This is a genomic window from Aquabacterium sp. (assembly GCF_035476535.1).
Lineage (GTDB): Bacteria > Pseudomonadota > Gammaproteobacteria > Burkholderiales > Burkholderiaceae_C > Pseudaquabacterium.
This window is the reverse complement of sequence record NZ_DATILJ010000139.1, coordinates 1-21795: the sequence shown is the minus strand read 5'-3', so window position 1 is coordinate 21795 and position 21795 is coordinate 1. Positions and strand designations below refer to the sequence as shown.

Sequence of the window (21795 nt, the reverse complement as noted above, 5' to 3'; positions counted from 1 at the left end):
GCCTGCCGCGGTTCAGCTCACACCTCGATGCGCGGCCGAAACACGGCCGCCGGCACCTTGCAGCCGAACTCGCGGCACCAGCGCTCGTACTCGGCCGCGTCGCCATGCCCTGCGAAGAGCGGATTCCAGACGAACAGCCGCGCGTGAATGCGGCAACGCAGATCCGCGGGTTCGGCCTCGGCATCGGTGCGCAGCGCCTGCTTCACCGCCGCCATGTCGGTGCGCAAGCTCGCCATGCGCAGACCACCGTCGCGCGCGGTGTCGAACACCAGGCAGTCGGGCAGCGGGGTCGCCAGGCTGCGCCTCGGCCAGGCGCTGCCCGGCAGCCGCGGCACGCCGTCGCGCGCGAAGGAGGTCCACGCGTCGCCCATCGCCTGGGCCAGCACTCGCCGGCCAGGCCGGTTGAAGGGCGTGTTGACGCCAAAGATGTCGAGTTCACCGGCCGTGTCGCGAAAGACGAAGGCCATCTCCATGCCGTGGGCCGCGCCCAGCAGCAGGTCCGGGCGGATGAAGGGAATCGGCGGCGCCTCGTCCCAATCGAAGCGATAGGTCCACACCTCGGCGTGGCCGCCGGCGAGCATGGCGTCCGCCGGCGTGTCGACATGCAGCGCCTTCCAGGCGTTCGACACGTGCTTCATTTCGACGAGATAGGCGCGGCGATCGCGCAGCACCGGCAGCTTGCCCAGCAGCAGGCGCGAGTGCTCGGGCTTGTCGGCGCTGAAGGTCTTGAACTCGTCCCGGTTGCTGCCCAGGATCACCGGCACGCGGTTCCACTGTCCGCTGGCGAAGACCTCGGGCAGCGGCGCCTTGGGCAGCACGACGCCGTCGCGTGCCGGGCGCGCCGTCAGGTACACGCCGACGCTGCCCGGTGTGAAGGCGCTCAGCAGCCGGCGCGGACTGAGCGCGCGCAGAAAGGCCGCGATGTCGGCCGCGGGCAGCGTCGCGACCTGCTGCTTTGCACTCTCCCGGTCGCGGGCCCGGCCTTCGGCGACCCACAGCCGCGCGGTGACCTCGTGGGCGCTGTCGCGATGACCGGGCTGCGCGTCATCGCGCCAGTTCACGGCCTGGTCGACGCTGAAGGTCTCGGCCACCGGCGATTGCGCGATCGCCCGGTGGAACAGCCCCGCGGCCAGCGGGCTGGCCATCATCGTCAGCACGTTCTGTCCGCCGGCGGATTCGCCGAAGATGGTCACGCAGCCGGGGTCGCCGCCGAAGGCCGCGATGTTGTCTTGCACCCAGCGCAAGGCGGCCACCAGGTCGAGGGTGCCGAAGTTGCCCGAGCGTTCCTCGGGCGTGGCGTCGTCGGCCGCGTGCAAGGCCGGGTGGGTGAACCAGCCCAGCACGCCGAGCCGGTAGTTGACGGTGACGACGACCAGGCCGTCATGGCGGGCGTAGTTGCGTGCCGCATCGTAGGTGGCCGAGGTGCCCACCGAATTGCCGCCGCCGTGGACCCACACCATCACCGGGCGGCGCTGGTCGTCGCGCGGCACGGCCGTGGGTTCGAGCGCCGGGGCAAAGACGTTCAGTGTGAGGCAGTCCTCGTCGCCCACGATCTGCCCGCGCAGCCGCGCCGGCGTGCCGGCCAGCAGGTCGGCGTATTGCGGCGCCATCGCGCCGTGGGCGCGGGCCTCGAACACACCGCGCCAGGGCTCGGCAGGATGCGGCGCGCGCCAGCGCAGCGCGCCCGTCGGCGGCGCGGCATAGGGGATGCCGCGCCAGGCGTGCACACCGCCCGGCTCGCGCGTGCCGACGAGTTCGCCGGCGGCCACGCGGCGTCGGGACGCGGGATCGGGTTCGCGGCCGGCGCCGGTGCCGTTTGCGACCGCGGTCACACCACTTCCTTCCTGGCGGCCGCCGCGACAACCAGGAAGCCGCCGGCCATGGCCACGTTCTTCAGGAAGTTGTTGAGCTGAGCCTGGAACTGCGCCGGGTCGACGGCCCAGAAGGCATGGCCGAGAAACGCCGCCGCGATCGTGAAGAGTCCGAGCGCGCCGGCGACGAGCGGCAGCCGCCAGCCAATGATCAGTGCCACCGCCCCGCCGATTTCCAGCACGATGGTGAGCGCCAGCACGATCTCAGGCGCCGGAATGCCCAGCTTCGCAAAGTACGCGGCCGTCGCGGCATAGGTCAGTGCCTTGCGCACACCGGCCACCAGGAAGATCAACGCCATCAGGCTGCGGCCGATGGCGAAGGCGTGACGTGTCTCGAGTTGCATGGCGACTCCTTATCGTTGGGTGAAGAGGTCCTGCGCCGCCTTGATCGTTTCGGCGGCGTCGACGGCGAGGATATAGCCGGCGGCCAGGTTGGCATTCGTCGTCTCGACCACCCGGCGCACATAAGCTTCGGGGTCCGGGTATATCGCTTTCAGCTCGGCAGCGGAATAGAAGCGGTGATGGCCACCGTTGCGGCAGAACACCGGACCTGGATTGCGATAGCCGAGGTTGAATGCGGTCGGCTGCGCGTATTCGGCGAGCTGAATGCCGCCGAAGGTGCGCCCGTTCTCGTCATGGCGCAGCATGGCCCCGTCGGCGCCGCGCTCGAGCGCCTTGCCGGCCGGCGGCGGCGGCCCGCCGTCGACCCAGCGCTTGACGTGGTCGAACGCGGCATTCAGCACCTTGTGCATCGGCACCGCGCTCCACAGCGGGTAGTGCTGGCAGCCGGGGATGAGGTCCTGGACGGTGGCGGCCGGCGTGCCGTCGCGCCGCTTCAAGCCCTGGTCGCGGGTCGTCATCGCGTCCACGACCTGCATGTCCCACAGGCTCAGGTGCGAGGTGCCCGCCACTTCCCAGCGGCGCGTCGTGGCGCCGTCGGCCACCGGCTTGCGGCCGTCGCTGTGCACCTCGCTGCCCACCGCGATCAGCCGGGTCGGGTTGTCGCCGCGCAGCAGGTGCCAGGTGTTGTAGCCCGCGTCATAGAACACCATGCCGTCGACCAGCCGGTGCAAGGGGTCGATCGCGTTGTAGTACTGCGTCAGCCGCCGGCCGGCCTGCGACTCGCCGGTGGCGATGATGCGCCGCGGCTTCATGCCGGGCAGCGCGTCCACGGCGCCCGGTTCGCGCAGCGCCTTGACGGTCTGCGAGAAGATGTCCCAGGACAGCACGTCGCTCACGTCCCAGCGCAGCGCATCGCCGGCTTGCAAGGGATCCTTCGGCGTCGTCTCCGGCGCCACGACGGCGAGATCGCCGTAGCGCGCCGCGCTCCAGGTCTTCAGGCGCTCGACGCCCACGCGCTGCGCCGAGACGCCGACATAGGCGTAGCCCTCGCGCATCAAATGGCCGCGCGACGTGGCCCAGTTGAAATCGATGTCCTGGCCCAGCGTCACGTTGAACCACTCGACGATCACCGTGCCGTTGAACCGCGCCGCGTTCGCGGGGCGGCGAACGATGATGCGCGTCTTGTAGGCGTGGCCGCCGTCGATGACGGCTGCGTCCTGCATCAGGTCGTGGAAGGCATAGCGGTTGGCCACGCCGCTGACGCTGTACTCCTGCTCGACATAGCCCGCAACTGCGAGGTCTTCGGGCGAGGCGCCGAACGTGCGGGTGCCCGGAACCGAGATCGGCGCGAGCCGGGCGGCGGGCACGTCCAGCATTGGTGCGCGCCGCGTTTCGGGCGGGCTGGTGCAGGCCGTCAGCAGCACCAGCCCCGCCGCTGCGATCAGCGAGAACAGCGATGAGGTCTTCATGCGTGCGCCTTGACGATGCGGTCGCTGATGTAGCTGGCCAGCGCGTACACCGTCTCCGACGGGTTGTAGCCGATGGAGGTCGGCAGCAGGCTGGCATCGGCCACGTACAGGTTCTTCACGTCGTGTGTCTCGCCGTAGGGGTTGACCACGGTGGTCTTGGCATCGCGCCCCATGCGGCAGGTGCCTTGCGGATGGAAGGATGTGTACTTGTAGCGCGCCGGTTCGTTCTTCAGCGCGCCGATCACGCGCTCGACCTGCTCCGCGCTCTCGATCTCGGCCTTGTTCGACGAAGGCAGGTAGAGCTTGCGCGCGCCGGCCGCGAAGAGGATGCGCGCGGTGGTGATGAGGCCCTTCTTCATCGCCTCGAAGTCATCGTTGTCCACCGTGTAGTGGATCTGCTTCTGGCCGTTCTCCCAGCGCACTTCGCCGACGTTCTTGTCATGGATCAGGCTGATCAGGCGAATCGTGTTCTTGTAGCCGCTCATGTAGGCCACATAGGGCTTGCCGGTGCCCGGCTCGGCCTGGAAGCTGGCCTCCACCGGCTCCTGGATGGCATTGAGCAGCAGGTAGCCGCCTTGCTCGGGCAGCGTGTGCTTGTCCATGTAGAGCGAGTGCGTGGCACCGTGGAAGTCGCGCACCTCGTACGGGAACTCCGCGGTCACCGACAAGGTGGGATGGCAGGCGAAATTCTTGCCGACTTGCCCGCTGCTGTTGGCCAGCTGGCTCTTCTGCAGCAGCAGCGGCGTCTGGATCGGGCCGGCTGCCAGCACAACGATGGGCGCATCGATACGCATCTCGGCCTTCTTCTTGCCGGTGGCCGGATCGATCACTTCGGCCAGCACGCCGCTGGCCTTGCCGCCCTCGGCCAGCACTTGCGTGACGCGGGTGTCGGCGTGGATCGTCGCGCCATGCGCCACCGCCCAGGGCAGGTAGGTCACCAGCATCGACTGCTTGCGGTCGGAGGCGCATCCGCTGAAGCAGGAGCCGGTGAGCGCGCAGTCCTTGATGTTGCGCCGCGCCTTGCCTTCGGGGTAGCCGAGCTTGCGCATGCCCGGGCCGATGAGCAGCGCGCCCGGGCTGGTCTCGCTGGAGCCGACGGTGCGGATGTTCAGGTTGCGCTCGACCTTCTCGAAGTACGGCAGCATCGCCGCCGGGTTGAGGTTCGTCAGGCCGAACTGCTTGCCCCACAGCTTCAGGTAGTAGTCCGGCGTGCGAAAGCACAGTGCCGCATTGACAACCGTGGAACCACCGACGCAGGCGCCTTGCAGGATGGCGATGTCGCCATTCATGTTCGACTGGCCGCCGTGGTCCTGGTACAGCGTGCCCATGGCCACTGCCAGCATCTCGGAGAACTTCTCCGAGGGGATGTAGGGCCCGGCTTCGAGCACGATGACCTTCTTGCCCGCGCGCGCCAGCTCGTAGGCGGCGATGGCCCCGCCTGCGCCGGAGCCGACCACCACCGCGTCGGCTTTCAGATGCAGCGAGGGCTGCGTGATGTCGCTGGCCTGCGTGACCTTCAAGCCCTGCTTGGCCACCTTGACCGTGATGTTCTTCGTCATGTCTCGTCTCCTGGATTCATCGGGTGGGCAGCGGCGCGTTGCCCAGGCGCTTGAGGCCCAGGCGTTGCGTCATCGGGCCGTCGTAGCCCAGCGGCGCCCAGGTGGCGGGGTTGGCCCAGTACGACAGCTGCACCAGCTTCTTCAGGCCCATCGCGAGGCCGCGTTGCGGTGGCTGCTCGCCATTGCCCCAGGCGTCGCAGAACTGCGCCGCCTCGCTGTCCGACAGCGCCGTGAAGCGCTTCTTGTGGGTGGCCATCGGCCCTTCGTCGAAGTACTTCACGCCGCCCTTGAGGCCGGCCAGGATGTGCGGCTCCATGGTGCCAAGCAGCGCGGCATCCAGGGTCTGCAGCAGCCCGTCGGGCGTCCACGGCGCGAGCGGGCTGCCGGCCACCGGCAGCACCACCTGCGCGAGCCGCGTGAAGACCGTGGCCTCGGTGTCGTCCATGAACTTGACGCCCGCAGGCAGGGCCGCGCGGGCCCCGCCGGCGAGGCCGGTGGCTGCCGCGGCAGCGGAGAAGCGCAAGAAGTCGCGCCGCTGCAATTGGCTGATAGCAGCCACCACCGTGGCGACATCGGCGGGCGGGCGATTGACATCGAATGACATGAGCTTGTCTCCTGATCGTGGTTCTGGTCTCAAAAGGGCAGGATCATCTTGACCTTCAGCGCCGCGCCTTCGGGGCGGTTGCGCACGGCATAGTCCTGCTGCCACTTGGCGGTGACGAAGAAGCCCGAGGCGCTCTGGTACTTGAGCGACGGCCCGATGGCCAGGGCCCGGCCCTTGGCGTTGGCGACGGTCGTGCCGGCCTGTTCGTCGTTGGTGGTCTGCTGGTAGACGTAGCCACTGGCGCCCGCGGTCCAGCCGTTGCCCAGGCCCCAGCCCAGCGCATAGTCGAAGTGGAACTCCTGGCCCGAACGGTAGGCGGTGTCCTTGTTGGTCCGGTTGAACTCGTAGTGCAGCTTGATGTCGGCGTTGATGCCCGAGGCCTGGGTGTAGCTGATCGCCGCCACCGGGCCGGCCGTCCAGTGGTTGCGCCCCAGGTTGACCAGATCGGTCTTGTCGTACGACGCGGTGGGCGCATGCACATCCACCGCCAGCACGTAGTGCAGCTTGTCCGAGGGGTGGTAGGTCAGGAATGGGCCGACGATGATGTCGCCGAGGCCGGTCTTGCGCTGGCTGAACCCGGCGATCTTGGCGTCGATGCTGAGCAGCGGCAGGAAGCCGTGAAAGCCGAAATTGCCGCCCAGCACCTTGTTCTCGCCGATCCAGATGAAGCGGGGAACCAGGGCACCGACACCGACCTTGAACGGAACGGGAATCTCGTCGCCGTGCTTGTCGCGCAGCTTGTCGAGGCGGTCGTACGAGCCGTAGGCCAGCACGTAGGTGCCGGGCGGCGGCGCCACGCCGAGCAGGAAGTTTTCCGCGCCATTGGGGTAGGCGCTGCCGCCGCCTTCGGTGGCGAAGCTGGGCGTGCAGCTCAGGCAAGCCGCCGCGGCGAGTGCGATGCCGGGCTGCAGGGCGAGTGAAACGTGGGTCATGGTGCCAATGTCTCCGTGGTGTTGTTGTCGAGTCAGAACGGGTACTGGATGGCTTTGTCCATCACGCTGACCCATTGCGACTGGGTGAACTCATCGAGGTTGGCGGGGCCGCCGAAACGTCCACCATTGCCCGACGCACCCATGCCGCCGAAGGGCACGTGGAATTCGTTGTTCACGGTCTGATCGTTGACGTGGATCATTCCGGTGTGCAGCCGGTTGGCCAGGGCCATGGCGCGCGACACGCTGGCGCTGTGAATAGCAGCCGCCAGGCCGTAGGGCGAGGCGTTGACCAGCGCGACGGCTTCGTCGTCGCTGTCGAAGACGGTGATGGGCGCCACCGGGCCGAAGATCTCGTCGGCAAACGCCGGCATCTCCGGGCGCACGTCGGCGAGCACGGTCGGGCGGTAGAACAGGCCCTCGTGCGTGCCGCCAGTCAGCAGGCGCGCGCCCTGGTCGAGCGAGGCCTGCACGATGGTCGCGACACGGTCGAGCTGCCTGGCGTTGATGATCGGCCCCAGGTGCGCCGGGCCGGCATGCGGGTTGCCGACATGCAGCGCTTCGGCACGCTGCTTCAGGCGCTGGCCATAGGCCTCGGCCACGCTGCGGTGGACCAGGTGGCGGCCGGCCTGCATGCAGATCTGGCCCTGGTGCAGGAAGGCGCCCCAGGCACCGTTGGAACTGGCGGCGTCGAGGTCGGCATCGTCGAGCACGACGATGGCATTGTTGCCGCCCAACTCCAGCGCGACCTTTTTCAGCAGGCCGCCACAGATTTCGCCGATGCGTCGGCCGACCGCGGTGGAACCGGTGAAAGAGATCATCTCGACCGCCGGGTGCCGCACCACGGCGTCGCCGGTGGCAGGTCCGCCCGGCAGCACGTGCAACACGCCTTCGGGCAAGCCGGCGTCGGCGAAGACCTGGGCGATCAGCGCGCCACCGGTGACGGCGGTCTGGGCATCGGGCTTGAGCAGCACCGCGTTACCCAGCGCCAGCGCCGGGGCCACCGAGCGCATCGCCAGCAACAGCGGGAAGTTCCATGGCGCGATCACCCCCACCGTGCCCACGGGCACACGGCGCCACAGGTTGGTTCGCCCCGGCATGGCCGAAGGGAAGGTCTGCCCATTGGCCTGCATCGGCAGGGCGGCGGCCATCAGCATCTGTTCATGCGTGGCGGCCAGTTCCCAGTCGGCCTTCGGGCCGATGGAGCCGCATTCGCGCACGTTCCACAGGTTGACCTCGCTGGCCCGCGCCATCAGCAGCCGTGCGGCCTCGCGCATCACGGCCGCGCGGCGGTCGAAAGGCGTCGCGGCCCACGCTGCACGGGCGGCCTGGGCACTGCGCGCGGCTGCGTCGACATCCGCTGCCGAGGCCACCCCGATCACGCCGAGCGTCTCGCCCGTGGCCGGCTCGACGATGGGGGCGGTGCCGCCTTGGCTCTCGATCCAGCCACCGCTGTAGATCTTGCCCGCCCAGGGATGGTCGCTGCGTGAGGCTTGAAGAAGGGCATTCATGGGTTCGTCTCCGGTTCGATGCAGTTATTCGCTCGCCTGGATGTCGCAGTGGGCGCGACCACCTCCGGCGATGCTGCTGAGCGCAATGGACGTGCCACACGTGCAATGAAGTGCGTTCGTACCGGGTGTTCTCCGGGAAATCCGCGGTGCGCCCGCTTGGTTTGATGCACTAAAGTGCACGGCGATGGCAATCCCATCGTCCAGGCCTGAGACGGCGCGTCTCGATTCGAGACGCTTCACACGTCTAAGGCCTGGTCCCCACCGCCCTGGAGCCGTCCCGTGCAGCCATCCCTGATGACAGTGAGCAGCCCGCATTACCTGCCCGAGCAGATCTGGCAGGCGCGCCACGCGTTTTTCGACGACGGCATCGCGCCTGAGGGCCTCGTCGACGCGCCGGTGCTGCGTTCGTGGCGGCGCTGCCTCGACCAAGGCCGGCGCGCGAGCGAGGCGGTCGAGTTCGATGCGGTGGAGCGCGGCGCCCTGGTCCGCCTGCTGGACGACCAGCGCTCGCTGCTGGCGGCGGCGCGGCCGGCGCTGTCCGCGCTCGCCGGCGCCGTGGCGGACGCCGGCTACGCGGTGCTGCTGACCGACGCCCGCGGCCGGGCCCTCGCCGTGGACGGCGGCCTCGATCGGCGCAGCGTTCCGCTACGGCAAGCGTTTCGGCCGGGGGTGGATCTGTCGGAGAACATGATCGGCACCAACGCGATGTCGTCGGCCATCGCCGAGCAACGCTCGGTGCGCGTGCTCGGACCGGAACACTTCTTTGCCGACAACCAGATCTTCCACTGCTGCGCGGCACCGGTGTTCGACCCGCAGGGACGCGTCGTGGGCGCGGTCGATGTCTCGCGTGACATGCCCGGGCTGGCCGCCGGCGCGCTGGCGCTCACGCAGCGCTGCGCGCGGCGCATCGAGCGCCAGCTCTTCGATGCGCTGCCGGCGTTCATGCGGCTGAACCTGGAGACCCCCGACGCCAGCGACGACGCCTGGCTCGCCTTCGACCGCGACGCTGTTCTGCTGGCGGCCACACCGGCTGCGCTGCACCTGCTGGACCTGCCCGGCGTGCCGGCGGGCGCCAGCTTCGGCGAGCTCTTCGATGACCGATTCGAGGCCGTGCTGCAAGCGGCCCGCCGTGACGCGCCGCAAGAGCTGCACCTGCGCGGCGGCGTGCGCTTGCGCGCAAGGGCCGTGTGCACCGGCGCTTTGACGCGGTCGCTCGCCGCGCCCATCCGGAACGACCATCGCCAGCCCGCGCGGCCGGCCTTCGGCGACGCAGCCTTCGATGCCAGCTTCGACCGCGCGCTGCGGGCCTTCGAGGCCGACCTGCCGGTGCTGGTGACCGGCGAGACCGGCGTGGGCAAGGAAGTGGCCGCGCGCGCCTTGCACGATGCCAGCGGGCGCAGCGAGGGGCCCTTCGTGGCCCTCAACTGCGGCGCCATCGCGCCACAACTGATGGCCGCGGACCTGTTCGGCCATGTCGAGGGCGCCTACACCGGCGCGCGCCGCGGCGGCAGTGCCGGCCGCATCGAAGCGGCCCAGGGCGGCAGCCTGCTGCTCGACGAGATCGGCGACATGCCGCTCGAACTGCAGGTCGGCCTGCTGCGTGTGCTGGACAGCGGCGAAGTCGTGCGCGTGGGCGCCACCCGGGCCCAACGCGCGGACGTTCGCTTCATCTGCGCGACCCATCGCGACCTGCGCGCGCTGGTCGCCGAAGGGCGGTTTCGCGAAGACCTCTACTACCGGATTGCCGCCTTCACGCTGCATCTGCCGCCTTTGCGCGCCCGCAGCGACTTCGACGCCGTGCTCGATGCCTTGCTCGCGCAACAAGGCTGCCCGCCCGAACGCGTGGGTTCAGCGGTGCGCGAGGTCTTGAAATCCAGGCCATGGCCCGGCAATGTGCGTCAGCTGCGCAGCATGCTGCGGCTCGCCGCGGCACTGGCCGACGATCGCCAACCCTTCGGCCTGGACCATTTCCCGGCCGAAGCGTCCGAAGCGGCTGGCGCGGCCCCCGCCCCTGCCAACCCGGACCCCGGCGAGCAGGACAGCCACCTGGGGTGGCAGCACACGCAGCAACAAGCCATCGCCGCGGCCCTGAAACGCACCGGCGGCAACGTGACGGCGGCCGCCGCATTGCTGGGCATCGGCCGCGCCACCCTCTACCGGAAACTGCCCAGGAAGAGCGCCTGACGCGCGCTTGGCCGGCGCCCGCGAACCAAGCACAGGCCACCGATGAGCCACCCATGAGCGACGTATGAGCCGCCAATGTCCCAGCCAATGACCCAGCCATCAACCAGCCAGGAAGCCGGTCGCTTCCGGCCCGGCGATTCACGCCAGGCCCCGCCGCCTCAATGCGGCCGCCAGGTACTGAAGTGCTTGCCTTCGGCGGCGAGCCGGACCAGCAGTTCGCTGGGCGTCCAGTAGCCGAAGGCATTGCCGCGCCCGATACCGTAGTCCGCCATGCGCTCGACAATGGTTTCCAGCCCGATCTGGTCGGCCATGAACAGCGGGCCACCGCGGAAATCCGGGAAACCGTAGCCGGCGACCCAGACCATGTCGACATCGCCGGGCCGGTAGGCGATGCCTTCTTCGAGGATGCGCGCGCCTTCGTTGACCAGCGGGTACATCAGGCGCTCGACAATCTCGCCGTCGTTGATGTCGCTGCGGCGGGCGATGCCGTGCTCGGCGGCCAGCGCCTCGCAGATGTTGCGCAGTTCGGGGTCCGGCAGCGGCTTGCGGCCGTCGTAGCGGTAGTAGCCGGCGCCACTCTTCTGGCCCAGGCGGCCCAGTTCGAACAGCCTGCGCACCAGCACGCGGTAGCTCGGATCGGCCGGCAGGCCGCCGGCCTTGGCGCGTTCGATCACCGTCTTGGCGCCGACGTCGATGCCGGCCATGTCCAGCATGCGGCAGGGGCCCATGGCCATGCCCAGCGCTTCGGCCGCGCTGTCGATCTGCTGCGGCTCGGCGCCTTCGAGCAGCAGGAACTCGGCTTCGCGCAGGTAGGCCTCGGCCATGCGGTTGCCGATGAAGCCGTAGCACACGCCCGACACCACCGCCACCTTCTTGAGGCGGCCGGCCAGCTTCATCACCGTGGCCAACACCTCGGGCGCGGTCTTCTCGCCGCGCACCACCTCGAGCAGCCGCATCACGTGGGCCGGGCTGAAGAAATGCAGGCCCACCACGTCCGCCGGCCGGCCGGTGGCGGCGGCCAGCGCATTCACATCCAGCGTCGAGGTGTTGGTGGCGATGATCGCGCCCGGCTTGCACACCGCACCGAGCCGCGCACAGACCTGCGCCTTCAGGTCCATGTCCTCGAACACCGCCTCGATCACCAGGTCGCAGCCGGCCAACGCCGCATAGTCCAGCGAGCCGCTCAGCAGCGCCATGCGCTGGGCCAGTTGCTCGGGCTTCAGCTTGCCCTTGGCGGCACTGGCCTCGTAGTGCTTGCGCACCAGCGCCAGCCCGCGCTTGAGCGCTTCCTCGCTGGCCTCGACCAGGGTCACCGGGATGCCGGCATTGGCAAAGCTCATCGCAATGCCGCCGCCCATCGTGCCCGCACCGACCACGCCCACCGAGGCCACCGTGCGCAGCGCCACATCCTGGGCCAGGCCGGGGATCTTGGCGGCCTGGCGCTCGGCGAAGAACAGGTGGCGCAGCCCGCGCGAGGTGGTCGATTGGCGCAGGTGCTCGAACTCTTCAGCCTCGACCTGTTCGCCTTGCGCGAAGGGCAGCCGCACCGCCGCCTGCACGCAGCGCACGATGGCTTCGAGCGCCGGATAGCCCGGCTTCTTGCGCGCGTCGAGCATCGCCTTGTCGAAGAAGCCGGGCGCCAGGCCGGCCATCGAGGCCTGCATTAGGCTGGCGCGACGCGGCCCAACCTCATCGCCCACCAGCGATTCCGCATAGGCCAGCCCGACACTCAGCGCATCGCCTTCGCGCACCGTGTCGACGATGCCGGCCTCGAGTGCCTGCCGCGCATCCAGCATGCGGCCCGACTGCATCATGTCCAGCGCCAGCGCCACGCCGGCCAGGCGCGGCAGGCGCTGGGTGCCCAGCGAGCCCGGCAGCAGCCCGAGCTTGACCTCCGGCACGCCGACGCGGGTCCCCGGCACGGCCACGCGGTAATGGCAGGCCAGCGCCAGCTCCAGCCCGCCGCCCAGCGCCGTGCCGTGCAGCGCGGCCACCACCGGCCGCGCCGAGGCTTCCAGGCGCGCCAACAGCGTGTTGTAGGGCGCGGCGCTGAAATCGTGGGCGTCGAAGGAACTGATGTCACCGCCGGCGACGAAGGTGCGGCCATCGCAATGCACCAGCAGCGCACCCAGCGAGGCATCGGCCTCGAAGGCGTCGAAGGCCTCGATCAGGCCGGTCACGGTGGCCAGCGACAAGGCGTTGACCGGCGGGTTGTTGATGCGAAGCAGGCCGATGCGGCCGCGTCTTTCGAAGGTTACTGGCGTGTTCATGGCTTCGCTTTCGGTGCAGGAGACAACGCTTCATTCTGCGCGCCCGCTGTTCTTGATCCGCCTGGCGGCCCACTCGGCCGGCCGCCGGCACACCCCATCGCGGCGGAACTAGGCTGCCGAGAAGGGGTTGATCAGTCGAACGCCCATGCCGGCAAAGTCCTGCCTGTTGCGCGTGACCAGGGTCAGGTCGTGGATCAGGGCGGTGGCCGCGATCTGCTTGTCGATGGCACTTTCGTGGTGAGGCACGCGAAGTCGTCCCCAGAGCTGCGCAATGTCTTGATCCAGGGGCAGGATCCATGCGGCATACGTCGTCAGCAGCTTGACGAGCCATGCCTCCAGCTTGTCAGATTGGGGCAGGTCACCGCGGTGCCGAATCACTTCGACGCCCCGGCGCAACTCGCCGATGGTGATGACGGACAGGTAGATCTCGGTTGAGTGAGTGGCTGCGTCCTTGAAGAAGGCCAGCACGCCTTGGTTCGCAGACTTGCCTTTCCTCGCTTCGCTGACGACATTGGTGTCAATCAAATACATGCTAGGGCTCGCCTGATTCCTGTTGCCGGGCGAAATCGTCATCCCGTCCGATGTTGGGCATGGTGCTCAGGAACTCGGCAAAGCTGCGTTTCTTGGGACCGCGCAAGGCGGCGATCAGAATGGCCCGATGCTCGGCTTCCGCGCTGTGCCCATGTGCCGCAGCCCGCTCTCGAAGGCGTTGAACGATCGTGTCTTCGACACCACGCACCAGAAGGTTGGCCATGCAGTGCTCCTAGGGGAAATTCGCGGCAAATTCTGCTATCAATGATAGCAAAGTGCGCGAACCCGACCCCAAGGGCGACCGCGTGCAGGTGGTGCTGTCGGGCAAGTTCCTGCCCTACAAGACCTATTGAATCTCATCGGCTGCTCGCGCCCTGTCGCTGCCCTTGCCCGGTGATTCACGCCGGGCCACCCACAGCGTGGCCGCGCAGATCACCGTGCCGCCGAGCAGCGTCGACTGGCTCGGCATGTCGCTGAAGAGCAGCCAGCCCATCAGCGCCGACCACACCAGGTCCAGGAACTTGGCCGATTGCGTGGACGAGATGTCGGCGGCCTTGAACGAGCGTGTCAGGCAGTAGTGCCCGGCGCTGCCCAGCACGCCGCAGACCGCAAAGCCGATCCACTGCCAGGCGCTCAGCCACTGCCAGTGCCACAGCGCCAGCGGCAGGCTGAACAGCGCGACGCTGATCGATTGCCAGAGCAGGATCACCCCGGTCTTTTCGTAGCGCGTCAAGGCCTTGGTCAGCAGGAAGGACACCGCGAACACCGGTGCCGACAGCAGCATCAGCAGGTGGTAGCCGCCGCCGCTGCCCGACAAGGCTGGCCCGACGACGATCAGCACGCCGCCGAAGCCGATGCCAGTGGCCAGCCAGCGCTCCCAGCGCATCGGCTCACGGAAGAAGATGTAGGCGCCGATCATGATGAAGATCGGCGTGGTGAAGCCGATCGCCGTCATGTCGGCCAGCGCAATCCGCGGCAGCGCGGTGAACCACAGGCACAGGCCCACGGTGTGCGCCGCGCCGCGCGTGAACTGGCCGACCAGGTTCTGCGGCTTGTAGGCCGCCAAGCCCTGGTGCCAGACCAGCGGCAGCAGCACCAGCAGGCCGAACGCATAGCGCAGGAACTGCGACTGGAAGGGGTCGATGTGCAGCGTCAGCGAGCGCATCAGCGCGTTCAGCATGCTGAACAGCAGCCCCGCGGCGCTGGTCCACAGCAGGCCGCGGGTGGTGGGGCTCCAGCGCGCGGCACGGCGGCTGAGGGTGGCCCGAAGGGACAGGACGGTCATCGGTCGAAAAGCGGGGGACAGCCGCGCAGCATGCCTGATCCGCGCAAGACCCTTCGCCGCGCGAGAATCTCCCCCCATGTCCATGCACTTCGACCTGGTCGATCTGCGCCTGATGGTGCACATCGCCGAAGCCAACAGCCTGACGCGCGGTGCCGAGGCCTCCCACATCTCGCTGCCGGCAGCCAGCACGCGCATCAAGAACCTCGAAGAGAGCATCGGCACCAAGCTGCTCTACCGCACCAGCCAGGGCGTGACCTTGACGCCGCCGGGCCAGGCCTTCGTGCACCATGCGCGCACGGTGCTGGGCCAGATCGAGCACCTGCGCAGCGACCTGCAGGAATACGCCAAGGGCATCAAGGGCCACCTGCGGGTGTTTGCCAATACCACCGCGCTGGGCGAGTTCCTGCCGCCAGTGCTGCGCAGCTACCTGCGGGCCCACCCGGACGTGAACATCGACCTGCGTGAAAGGCTGTCCAACGACATCATCCGCGCGGTATCCGACGGGCAGACCGACATCGGCATCGTCGCCGGGCTGGTGCGCACCGAGAGCCTGGAGACCCTGCCCTACCGCAGCGACCGGCTGGTGCTGGTGCTGCCGCGCGGGCATGCGCTGGCGGGACGCAGCAGCATCGATTTCGCCGACACGCTGGAGTACGACCATGTCGGGCTGCAGGACACCAGCGCGATCCATGGCTTCCTGCGCCAGGTCTGCGACCAGTTGCACAAGCCGTTGAAGCTGCGCATCCAGGTCGGCAATTTCGAAGCCGCCTGCCGCATGATCGAAGCCACCGTCGGCGTGGCCATCCTGCCGGAATCGGCGGCGCGCCGGCATGCGCAGACCATGGCCATTTCCATCGTCACGCTGACCGACCCCTGGGCCATCCGCGCGATGCAGATCTGCGTGCGCAGCTTCGATGCGCTGCCGGCTTTTGCGCGCGCGCTGGTCGATCTGCTGGTCGAAGACCGCGCCCGGGCAGAGCGCGGCGACGCCGCCTGAACGCCGCTTCCGGACCGTTCACAGACGAATCAGCGCGCCGGGCTCGGCCTCGCTGCGGGCACCGTCCACCGCATAGTCGTGTGCCTGCGCCAGCAGCGGGTCCTGCCAGCGCCGCGTGGTCGCCGAGACATGGTTGAACCACAGCGTGTGGCGCCGCCCATCGGCCGGGCGACCGCGCGTGATGACCCGGGCCATCGCCTCGGCATCGGGGTGCCTGAAGCGATGGCCGCTGGTCGAGACCAGGTAGTGGTCGGCGCGCAGCAGGTCGAACAGCGGCAGCGCCACGTTGGCGCGGCTGCCGTGGTGGGGCAGCTTGAACACATCCACCAGCAGCGGCGGCACCTGCGCCGGGTCGGTGTCCGGCGGCAGGCCGGCGCGCTGGCGGGCCAGGCGCAGCAGCGCCGGGTACAGCACGGTCGGAAAGGCGTCGGCGCCGAACAGCACGCTGCGGCCGCCGAACTCGGCCAGAAAGGCGATGCTCGATCCATTCGGCGCCGCGCCGTCGTTGGCTGTCGCGGTGGTGGCCAGTTCCTCGAGCGACGGGTCGCCGCGCAGCGCGGCCGGCGCGGGGGCCGGCTCGCTGGACTCTTCGCGGTGCAACTGCGCCAGGTAGCGGTCCCAGCCGGGCCGCAGCGCCGCCAGCCGCCGCGGCGTGGGCGACAGCAGCGTGATGCGCAGCCCCCAGGGCAGCGTGACCACCGGCAGCTCGGCCGTGGTTTCGCCGGTCTTCGGGTCGTCGTTGTTGCGCTGCACCGCCCCGCCGCCGAAGGCCAGGTTCCACGGCATCGTTCGGCCGCTCACTTCACCGGTCAGCAGATCGGTCAGGCGTTCGCCGTCGGCCGGGCCGCGCTGCGCGCCCGGCGGCTGCGGGCAATGGCGGAGGCCATTGAACCAGGCGTCGCCGATGTCCAGCTGTAACGCCGGGTCGCGCAGCAGGCGCACCATGCCGGCGATGTGATCGGCGTCGATGTGCGTCACCACCAGCAGTTCCAGGCGACGGCCCGGCAACTGCTGCAGGCGCTGCAGCAGCCGCGGCGCCGTGCGCGCGGTGCCGCCGTCGACCAGCACGCTGCGTGGGCCGGCCGCGGTGTGGCAGGTCAGCAGCAGGCAGTCGCCTTCGTCGGCCGGCAAGGCCTCGAGTTCAAGCATCATCGCCAGCCTGTCTTTGCGGCAGCGCCAGGCGCAGCGCGCCGTCGCCGACCAGCATGAACGGCGCCCAGTGCGCCGGGTGATCGTCCAGCAGTTCACCGGCCTCGCTGCGGATGCGCCCGGCGCGCAGGTCCGCGCGTGTCGCCAGCATGGCCTGCTGCAGCGCGGTGGCCGCATCCACCGGGTCACCGTCCAGCCCCAGCAGCGCGCGGTAGAAGTGCCCGGCCATGGGCTGCGCCACGGCGTCGACCACGCGCCACAGCGACAGCACCACCGCCCGCGCACCGGCTTCGAGGAAGGCGCGGCCCAGGCCGATCACGCCGTCGGCCGTGGGCCGGCCCAGCCCCGTCTGGCAGGCCGACAGGAATACCAGCGCATCGGCCAGCGCCACGTCGGCAATCTCGTGCGGCACCAGGAGGCCGTCGTGCTGCGGTGTCGGGCTCAGGTACAGCGCCGATTGGCTGGCCGGCTCGCGCACCGCGGCATGGCAGCTCAGGTGCACCAGCATCGCATCGGCGGCGTCGTGGCGGTAGGCCGCCTCGGTGGCCTGATCGCCCAGGCGCAGCGTGATGCGCGTTGCCGGCACGCCGGCCTGTGCCAGCAGCGCGGCCACCGCCTGCGCTTCGGCTGCGGCGGCGGGCAAGGCCTCCAGCCGGTGGCTGGCCGCGAGCGCCGGCTCACCGAACACCGCGCAGCCATCGCCGGCGCGGTGCGGGCGCTGCTGCAGCGCGGCCAATGCGGCCAGCGACGGCACCTGCAGCACCGGCCCGTGCTCCAGCAGCTGCCGCCCATCGGGCGCGCGCAGCAGGCCATAGGGCACCAGCGCCAGCTCGCGGTAGGGCACGATGATCAGGCCGCGCGGTCCCAGAACACGCGCCGATAACGGGTTATCCGACAGCAAGGCCAGCAAGGGGTAAATCAGCGCTTGCGACAAGGTGGCCAGCGCGGCGTCCAGTGCCGGCACCGCATCTTCGTCGACATCGGCCAGCACCAGCTGGCCCCCGCTGCGCGAACGCGCGGTGGCGAACACGCCCAGGCCCGCCTGCGCCGCGTGCATGGCCTCGACGACCTGCGCCATCGGCAGCGGCGACTGCGCCACCAGCACCCCGGCCTCCGGCAGGATGCAGAACAGGTGCACGCGCCCGCGCTCGGGCTGGATCAGCAGCGCCGGCCGGCCGGCGGCGGCCACGGTGTCGACCAGGCCGGCCACGTCCAGCGGCATCGGCGCGCCGTGGGCGGCGAGCCAGCACGCCGCGCAGTCGCGCACGAAGGCCCCGGCCATCGGCAATGCCGTGGCCGCATCAGCCGGCAGCTGCGGCGCCGGCGGCAGCGGCGGTGCGGCCTGGCGCAGGGCATCGGGGCCCAGCAATTCGACCAGCACGCGCGCGCGGCTGCTGTCCGCGGCCACCAGCGCCGCGCCGAGTTCGTTGCTGTCCAACAGCCGGCCGACCAGCGTCTGCGACACCTCCAGGTGGTGCGCTTCTTCTTCGAAGGCCAGTTGGTGGTCGGACTGCGCGAACTGCAGGCGCTGCACATCGCGCAGGCTGGCGGCCGCGGCGTGCAGCGCCAGCGCCGCGGCCGGGTCGTCGGGCTCGAGAAAGCTGGAGGCCACGAACAGCAGGCGCAGCACATCCTGGCCCAGCGGGTTGTCCGGCAGCGCCTGCTCGAAGCCGCGGCGCAGCGCCAGCAGCGCTTCGCCGCGCCGGCCGGACTTGTCCAGCACCAGCGCCAGGTTCAGCAGGTTCGACGAGATCGGCTGTTCGACAGCGTCCACCGCCGCGCGGGCCTGGGCCAGGGCCTGGACCAGATCGCCCTGGTTCATCAGGAACTGCGAATGCAGCGAGGCGATCGCGCGGCGCATGCGCTGGTCGTCGTCCGTGCGCTCGGCCTGCGGCAGCCGGTCCAGCGCCGCCAGGCCGGTGGCGCACAGTGCGGCGCCGGCCTCGGCCTGGTGCTGGTAGTGCTTGACCCAGGCATGGTCGCGGCACAGCTCGGCGATCAGCGACGGGTCGTCCGGCAGCGCCTCGACGAGGGCGGTGGCCTCGACCAAGCGGCGATCGGCTTCGTCGAGCGCGGCCGGGTCGGCGGCAAACAGCAGCGCGCCGGCCAGCGACATCAGCGCCAGTGCGTGGGCGCGGCGGCTGGCGGGATCGGCCTGCCCGTCCTGCATAGTCAGCGCCGTCAGCTGGCACAGCAGCGTTGCCGCGTCGCGGGCGGCGCGTGCGTCCTGGCGGTCCATCGCATGGCGGTAGCCCAGCTGCGCGGCGGCTGCCGCATCGGGGGCCAGCGCGCGCCGATAAGCTTCAATCAGCGCGGCCCTCGTGACGCCGGGCTGGCCGGCCACGGCCACCAGCGCCTGGCTGCGCGGCTCGGTCTGCTGCTGCGCCAGCTGGGCCAGCTTCAGCAGCAGGTCGTCCAGCGCCGCTTCGCCCTGCAGCGCGGCCAGCGCCAGGTCCTTGCGGCCGGCCGATGCGATGCCTTGCTGCAGCAGCCAGCGGCCGCGCGCTTCCAGCAAGGTCAGCAGCGGCGGCGCGGGGTCCTTGAGCTGCAACTGGCCGGCTTGCAGCTGCACCACCTTGCTGCGCAGCAGCTGCCAGTGCTGATCGATGGGCTGGCGCAGCGCGTCGTGCATCGGCAGCCCGGCCAGGGTCCGGCGCGCGCGCAGCGCGGTCTGGTCGGCCTGGCGCGCCCAGGTCGGCACGCCGCAGAAGAAGGCCATGCCGGCCCACAGGCTGACGCAGGTTTCGACGGCCGGGAGGTTCGGGCTGCGTCCGGCCGCCACCAGGCTGGCCAGCCAGTGGCCGCGAGCGATGTCCAGGCCCTGGCGCAGCGCGGCGATGGCGTCGGCGGCCACCGCTGCGGCGCTGGCGGTGTTCTGCAGTGCTTGCACCGCGCTCAGCGGCTGGTCCGGTGTGGCCGCGCGGTTCGGCGGCAGCAGCAGCGTGGCCAGCACGCGCGGCAACAGCGCCATCGACTCGGCATCGTCGGCCACGCCGCCATGTTCCAGTGTCGCGGCCAGGCGCAGGCCGCGCACGAAGGCCACGCGCAGGCGCTGCGGACCCGGCAGGTCGGCCATCAGCGCATCCCCTTCGGCGCAGGCCAGCCGGCTCAGCGCCGTGCCGGTCGGCAGACCGCCCGCCAGCTCTTCGCGCCACACGGCATCAGGCGCTTCGGCCGGCACGCGGGGCGGCACCAGCGACAGCCGCAGCGAGCTGCCGGCCAGGGCCCAATGCACGAAGACCAGCCGCGTCAGGCTGGACGCGGGGGCGTCGAACACCCAGCCGGCCGGCAGGTCCATGGCCGCGGTGCCCAGCGGATCCTCGAAGCGTGGCATGGTGGTGACCCTCCAGCGGAGGGCCAGCATACTCCGCCGCCGGCGCGCTATTCCACGCCGCCCAGCGGGGCCCGCCAGTACTTGAAGGTGCCCATCGCGCTGGCCACCAGTTCACCGGCGGTGTTGCGCACATGGGCCTCGGTGGTGCAGAGCGAACCACCGGCGTTGAGCACGCGTCCTTCGGCCGTCAGCGGTCCTCGCCCGGGCTTGACGAAGCGGGTGGACATCTCCACCGTCACCACGGTGGACGAGGCGGCCCGCGGGTGCGAGGTGGCGGCGCGCGCCATGGCCACGTCCAGCAGCGTCATCAGCACGCCGCCGTGCGCGGCGGGCAGCAGGTTGCACAGGTCTTCGCGCAGCTCGGGCAGGCTCAGCAGGGACGTCCCGGGGGCAGACTCTCGCTGCTGCACGCCCAGCAGCTTGAGGAACGGGATGTGGTCAATCGGCGTTTGCGCGGTCATGGTGGTCATGGCAGTCATGGCGGCCATTGTCCGATGCGTTCATCCGCCGATTCCCGAGCCGGCGAGCGCGCGGCCCGCTCACGAGGCCGCCTTGATCATGTTGCGCGCGATCACGATCTGCTGGATCTGGCTGGTGCCTTCGTACAACCGGAACAGCCGCACGTCGCGGTAGAAGCGCTCCATCGCATGCTCGGCGATGTAGCCCGAGCCGCCGAGGATCTGCACACCGCGGTCGGCGACACGGCCGACCATCTCGGAGGCAAACAGCTTGCAGCACGAGGCTTCCGTCGCATGCGGCAGTCCGTCGTCGCGACGGCGCGCGGCATCGATGACCATGCACTCGGCGGCATAGAGCTCGGTCTGGCTGTCGGCCAGCATCGCCTGCACCAGCTGGAATTCGGCGATGGGCTGGCCGAACTGCTTGCGCTCCATCGCGTAGCGCAAGGCATCGGCGAGGATGCGCCTGGCCACGCCGACGCAGACCGCCGCAATGTGGATGCGGCCCTTGTCCAGCACCTTCATCGCGGTGTAGAAGCCCTTGCCTTCCTTGCCGCCGATCAAGTTGGCCGCCGGCACACGGCAGTTCTCGAAAATAACGTCGCAGGTGTGCGCGCCCTTCTGCCCCATCTTCTTGTCGCGCTTGCCCAGGCTGATGCCGGGCGACTTGGCGTCGACGATGAAGGCCGAGATGCCGCTGGCGCCCTTGTTGGCTGGATCGGTGCGCGCCATCAAGGTGAAGATGCCGGCCTGCGGCGCATTGGTGATGAAACGCTTGCTGCCGTTGACGATGTAGTGGTCGCCGGCTCCGTCTGTTCCCCGGATCGCCGTCGTGCGCAGCGAAGCCGAATCGGAGCCTGACTCAGGCTCGGTCAGCGCAAACGACGCGGTGAGTTCACCGGTGGCCAGGCGCGGCAGGTACTGCGCCTTCTGCGCCTCGGTGCCGTCCATCAGGATGCCTTGCGAGCCGATGCCCACGGTGGTGCCGATCACCGAACGGAAGGCCGGCGAGGTCTGGCCCAGCTCGATCATCACGCGGGCCTCTTCCTCCATCGTCAGCTGCAGGCCGCCGTAGGCCTCGGGGATGGTCAGGCCGAACAGGCCCAGTTGCTTCATGTCCTCGACGAGGGACGACGGGATCTCGTCAGTCTCGGCGACTTCGTTCTCGGCCGGCACCAGGCGCTCGCGCACGAAGCGGCTGACGCTGTCGAGCAGCGCGTTCAGGGTCTCGGTATCGCGGATCATCGTGCGCTACTCCTTTCACAGGACATCGGCGGTGCCGAGAATGGCCGTGGCCTGGCT

The 21795-nt window shown here is 69.8% G+C and carries 17 protein-coding genes and 1 pseudogene; 3 read left to right on the top strand and 15 right to left on the bottom strand.

Annotation, left to right across the window (positions count from 1 at the left end; translation table 11 throughout):
* Positions 1-17: 17 nt before the first annotated feature.
* From VLK61_RS13725 to VLK61_RS13695, 7 genes are read right to left on the bottom strand one after another with little or no spacing between them, the layout of a single operon-like run.
* On the bottom strand, positions 18-1832 hold the full coding sequence (locus VLK61_RS13725; RefSeq protein WP_325422080.1) for a carboxylesterase/lipase family protein: 1815 nt from the start codon (positions 1830-1832) through the stop codon (positions 18-20).
* Complete coding sequence (locus VLK61_RS13720; protein WP_325422079.1) at positions 1829-2215, bottom strand: DoxX family protein; 387 nt, start codon at positions 2213-2215, stop codon at positions 1829-1831. The genes VLK61_RS13725 and VLK61_RS13720 overlap by 4 nt, the downstream gene beginning before the upstream one ends.
* A gap of 9 nt (positions 2216-2224) precedes the next feature.
* The gene (locus VLK61_RS13715) at positions 2225-3682 is read right to left on the bottom strand and encodes an alpha/beta hydrolase domain-containing protein (protein ID WP_325422077.1); all 1458 of its coding nucleotides are present in this window, start codon (positions 3680-3682) and stop codon (positions 2225-2227) included.
* Positions 3679-5241, bottom strand: coding sequence for a GMC family oxidoreductase (locus tag VLK61_RS13710; protein WP_325422075.1), 1563 nt, complete (start codon positions 5239-5241; stop codon positions 3679-3681). The genes VLK61_RS13715 and VLK61_RS13710 overlap by 4 nt, the downstream gene beginning before the upstream one ends.
* 16 nt (positions 5242-5257) lie before the next feature.
* A complete protein-coding gene (locus tag VLK61_RS13705; RefSeq protein ID WP_325422073.1) occupies positions 5258-5845 on the bottom strand; it encodes a hypothetical protein in 588 nt (195 codons plus the stop codon).
* Positions 5846-5874: 29 nt separating this feature from the next.
* Positions 5875-6777, bottom strand: coding sequence for a SphA family protein (locus VLK61_RS13700; protein WP_325422071.1), 903 nt, complete (start codon positions 6775-6777; stop codon positions 5875-5877).
* Between the two features lie 32 nt (positions 6778-6809).
* Positions 6810-8285: a benzaldehyde dehydrogenase gene (locus VLK61_RS13695; RefSeq protein ID WP_325422069.1), complete on the bottom strand. Its 1476-nt coding sequence runs from the start codon at positions 8283-8285 to the stop codon at positions 6810-6812.
* Between the two features lie 294 nt (positions 8286-8579).
* On the opposite strand from VLK61_RS13695, the gene VLK61_RS13690 reads away from it, so the two are divergent.
* Positions 8580-10469 carry a sigma-54-dependent Fis family transcriptional regulator gene (locus tag VLK61_RS13690; protein WP_325422067.1) on the top strand — a complete coding sequence of 630 codons (1890 nt, stop codon included), beginning with the start codon at positions 8580-8582 and terminating at the stop codon, positions 10467-10469.
* Between the two features lie 158 nt (positions 10470-10627).
* Here VLK61_RS13690 and VLK61_RS13685 read toward each other — a convergent pair whose 3' ends face one another.
* The 3 genes from VLK61_RS13685 to VLK61_RS13675 all read right to left on the bottom strand — a co-directional run bounded on the left by VLK61_RS13685 (position 10628) and on the right by VLK61_RS13675 (position 13493).
* Positions 10628-12739 (bottom strand): 3-hydroxyacyl-CoA dehydrogenase NAD-binding domain-containing protein, encoded by a 2112-nt coding sequence (locus VLK61_RS13685; RefSeq protein WP_325422065.1) that lies wholly within the window; start codon positions 12737-12739, stop codon positions 10628-10630.
* Positions 12740-12847: 108 nt separating this feature from the next.
* A complete protein-coding gene (locus VLK61_RS13680) occupies positions 12848-13270 on the bottom strand; it encodes a type II toxin-antitoxin system VapC family toxin (protein WP_325422063.1) in 423 nt (140 codons plus the stop codon).
* A 1-nt stretch (position 13271) separates the two neighbouring features.
* Positions 13272-13493 (bottom strand): FitA-like ribbon-helix-helix domain-containing protein, encoded by a 222-nt coding sequence (locus tag VLK61_RS13675; protein ID WP_325422061.1) that lies wholly within the window; start codon positions 13491-13493, stop codon positions 13272-13274.
* A gap of 52 nt (positions 13494-13545) precedes the next feature.
* On the opposite strand from VLK61_RS13675, the pseudogene VLK61_RS13670 reads away from it, so the two are divergent.
* A pseudogene (locus VLK61_RS13670) lies at positions 13546-13623 on the top strand (cyanate hydratase); the annotation flags it as partial.
* Here the strand turns inward: VLK61_RS13670 and VLK61_RS13665 are convergent.
* Positions 13617-14555, bottom strand: coding sequence for a DMT family transporter (locus VLK61_RS13665; RefSeq protein ID WP_325422059.1), 939 nt, complete (start codon positions 14553-14555; stop codon positions 13617-13619). The pseudogene VLK61_RS13670 and the gene VLK61_RS13665 overlap by 7 nt on opposite strands.
* Before the next feature lie 76 nt (positions 14556-14631).
* On the opposite strand from VLK61_RS13665, the gene VLK61_RS13660 reads away from it, so the two are divergent.
* Entirely contained in the window at positions 14632-15552 is a 921-nt protein-coding gene (locus tag VLK61_RS13660) for a LysR family transcriptional regulator (protein WP_325422057.1), read from the top strand.
* Between the two features lie 18 nt (positions 15553-15570).
* On the opposite strand, the gene VLK61_RS13655 is transcribed toward VLK61_RS13660, so the two are convergent.
* The 4 genes from VLK61_RS13655 to VLK61_RS13640 all read right to left on the bottom strand — a co-directional run bounded on the left by VLK61_RS13655 (position 15571) and on the right by VLK61_RS13640 (position 21738).
* Complete coding sequence (locus VLK61_RS13655; protein ID WP_325422055.1) at positions 15571-16701, bottom strand: ComEC/Rec2 family competence protein; 1131 nt, start codon at positions 16699-16701, stop codon at positions 15571-15573.
* The gene (locus tag VLK61_RS13650) at positions 16694-20035 is read right to left on the bottom strand and encodes a CHAT domain-containing protein (RefSeq protein ID WP_325422053.1); all 3342 of its coding nucleotides are present in this window, start codon (positions 20033-20035) and stop codon (positions 16694-16696) included. The genes VLK61_RS13655 and VLK61_RS13650 overlap by 8 nt, the downstream gene beginning before the upstream one ends.
* Positions 20036-20082: 47 nt before the next feature.
* Positions 20083-20496, bottom strand: coding sequence for a PaaI family thioesterase (locus tag VLK61_RS13645; protein ID WP_414636812.1), 414 nt, complete (start codon positions 20494-20496; stop codon positions 20083-20085).
* A gap of 78 nt (positions 20497-20574) precedes the next feature.
* Positions 20575-21738, bottom strand: a complete 1164-nt coding sequence (locus VLK61_RS13640) for an acyl-CoA dehydrogenase family protein (RefSeq protein WP_325422049.1) — start codon at positions 21736-21738, stop codon at positions 20575-20577.
* Between the last annotated feature and the right edge of the window lie 57 nt (positions 21739-21795).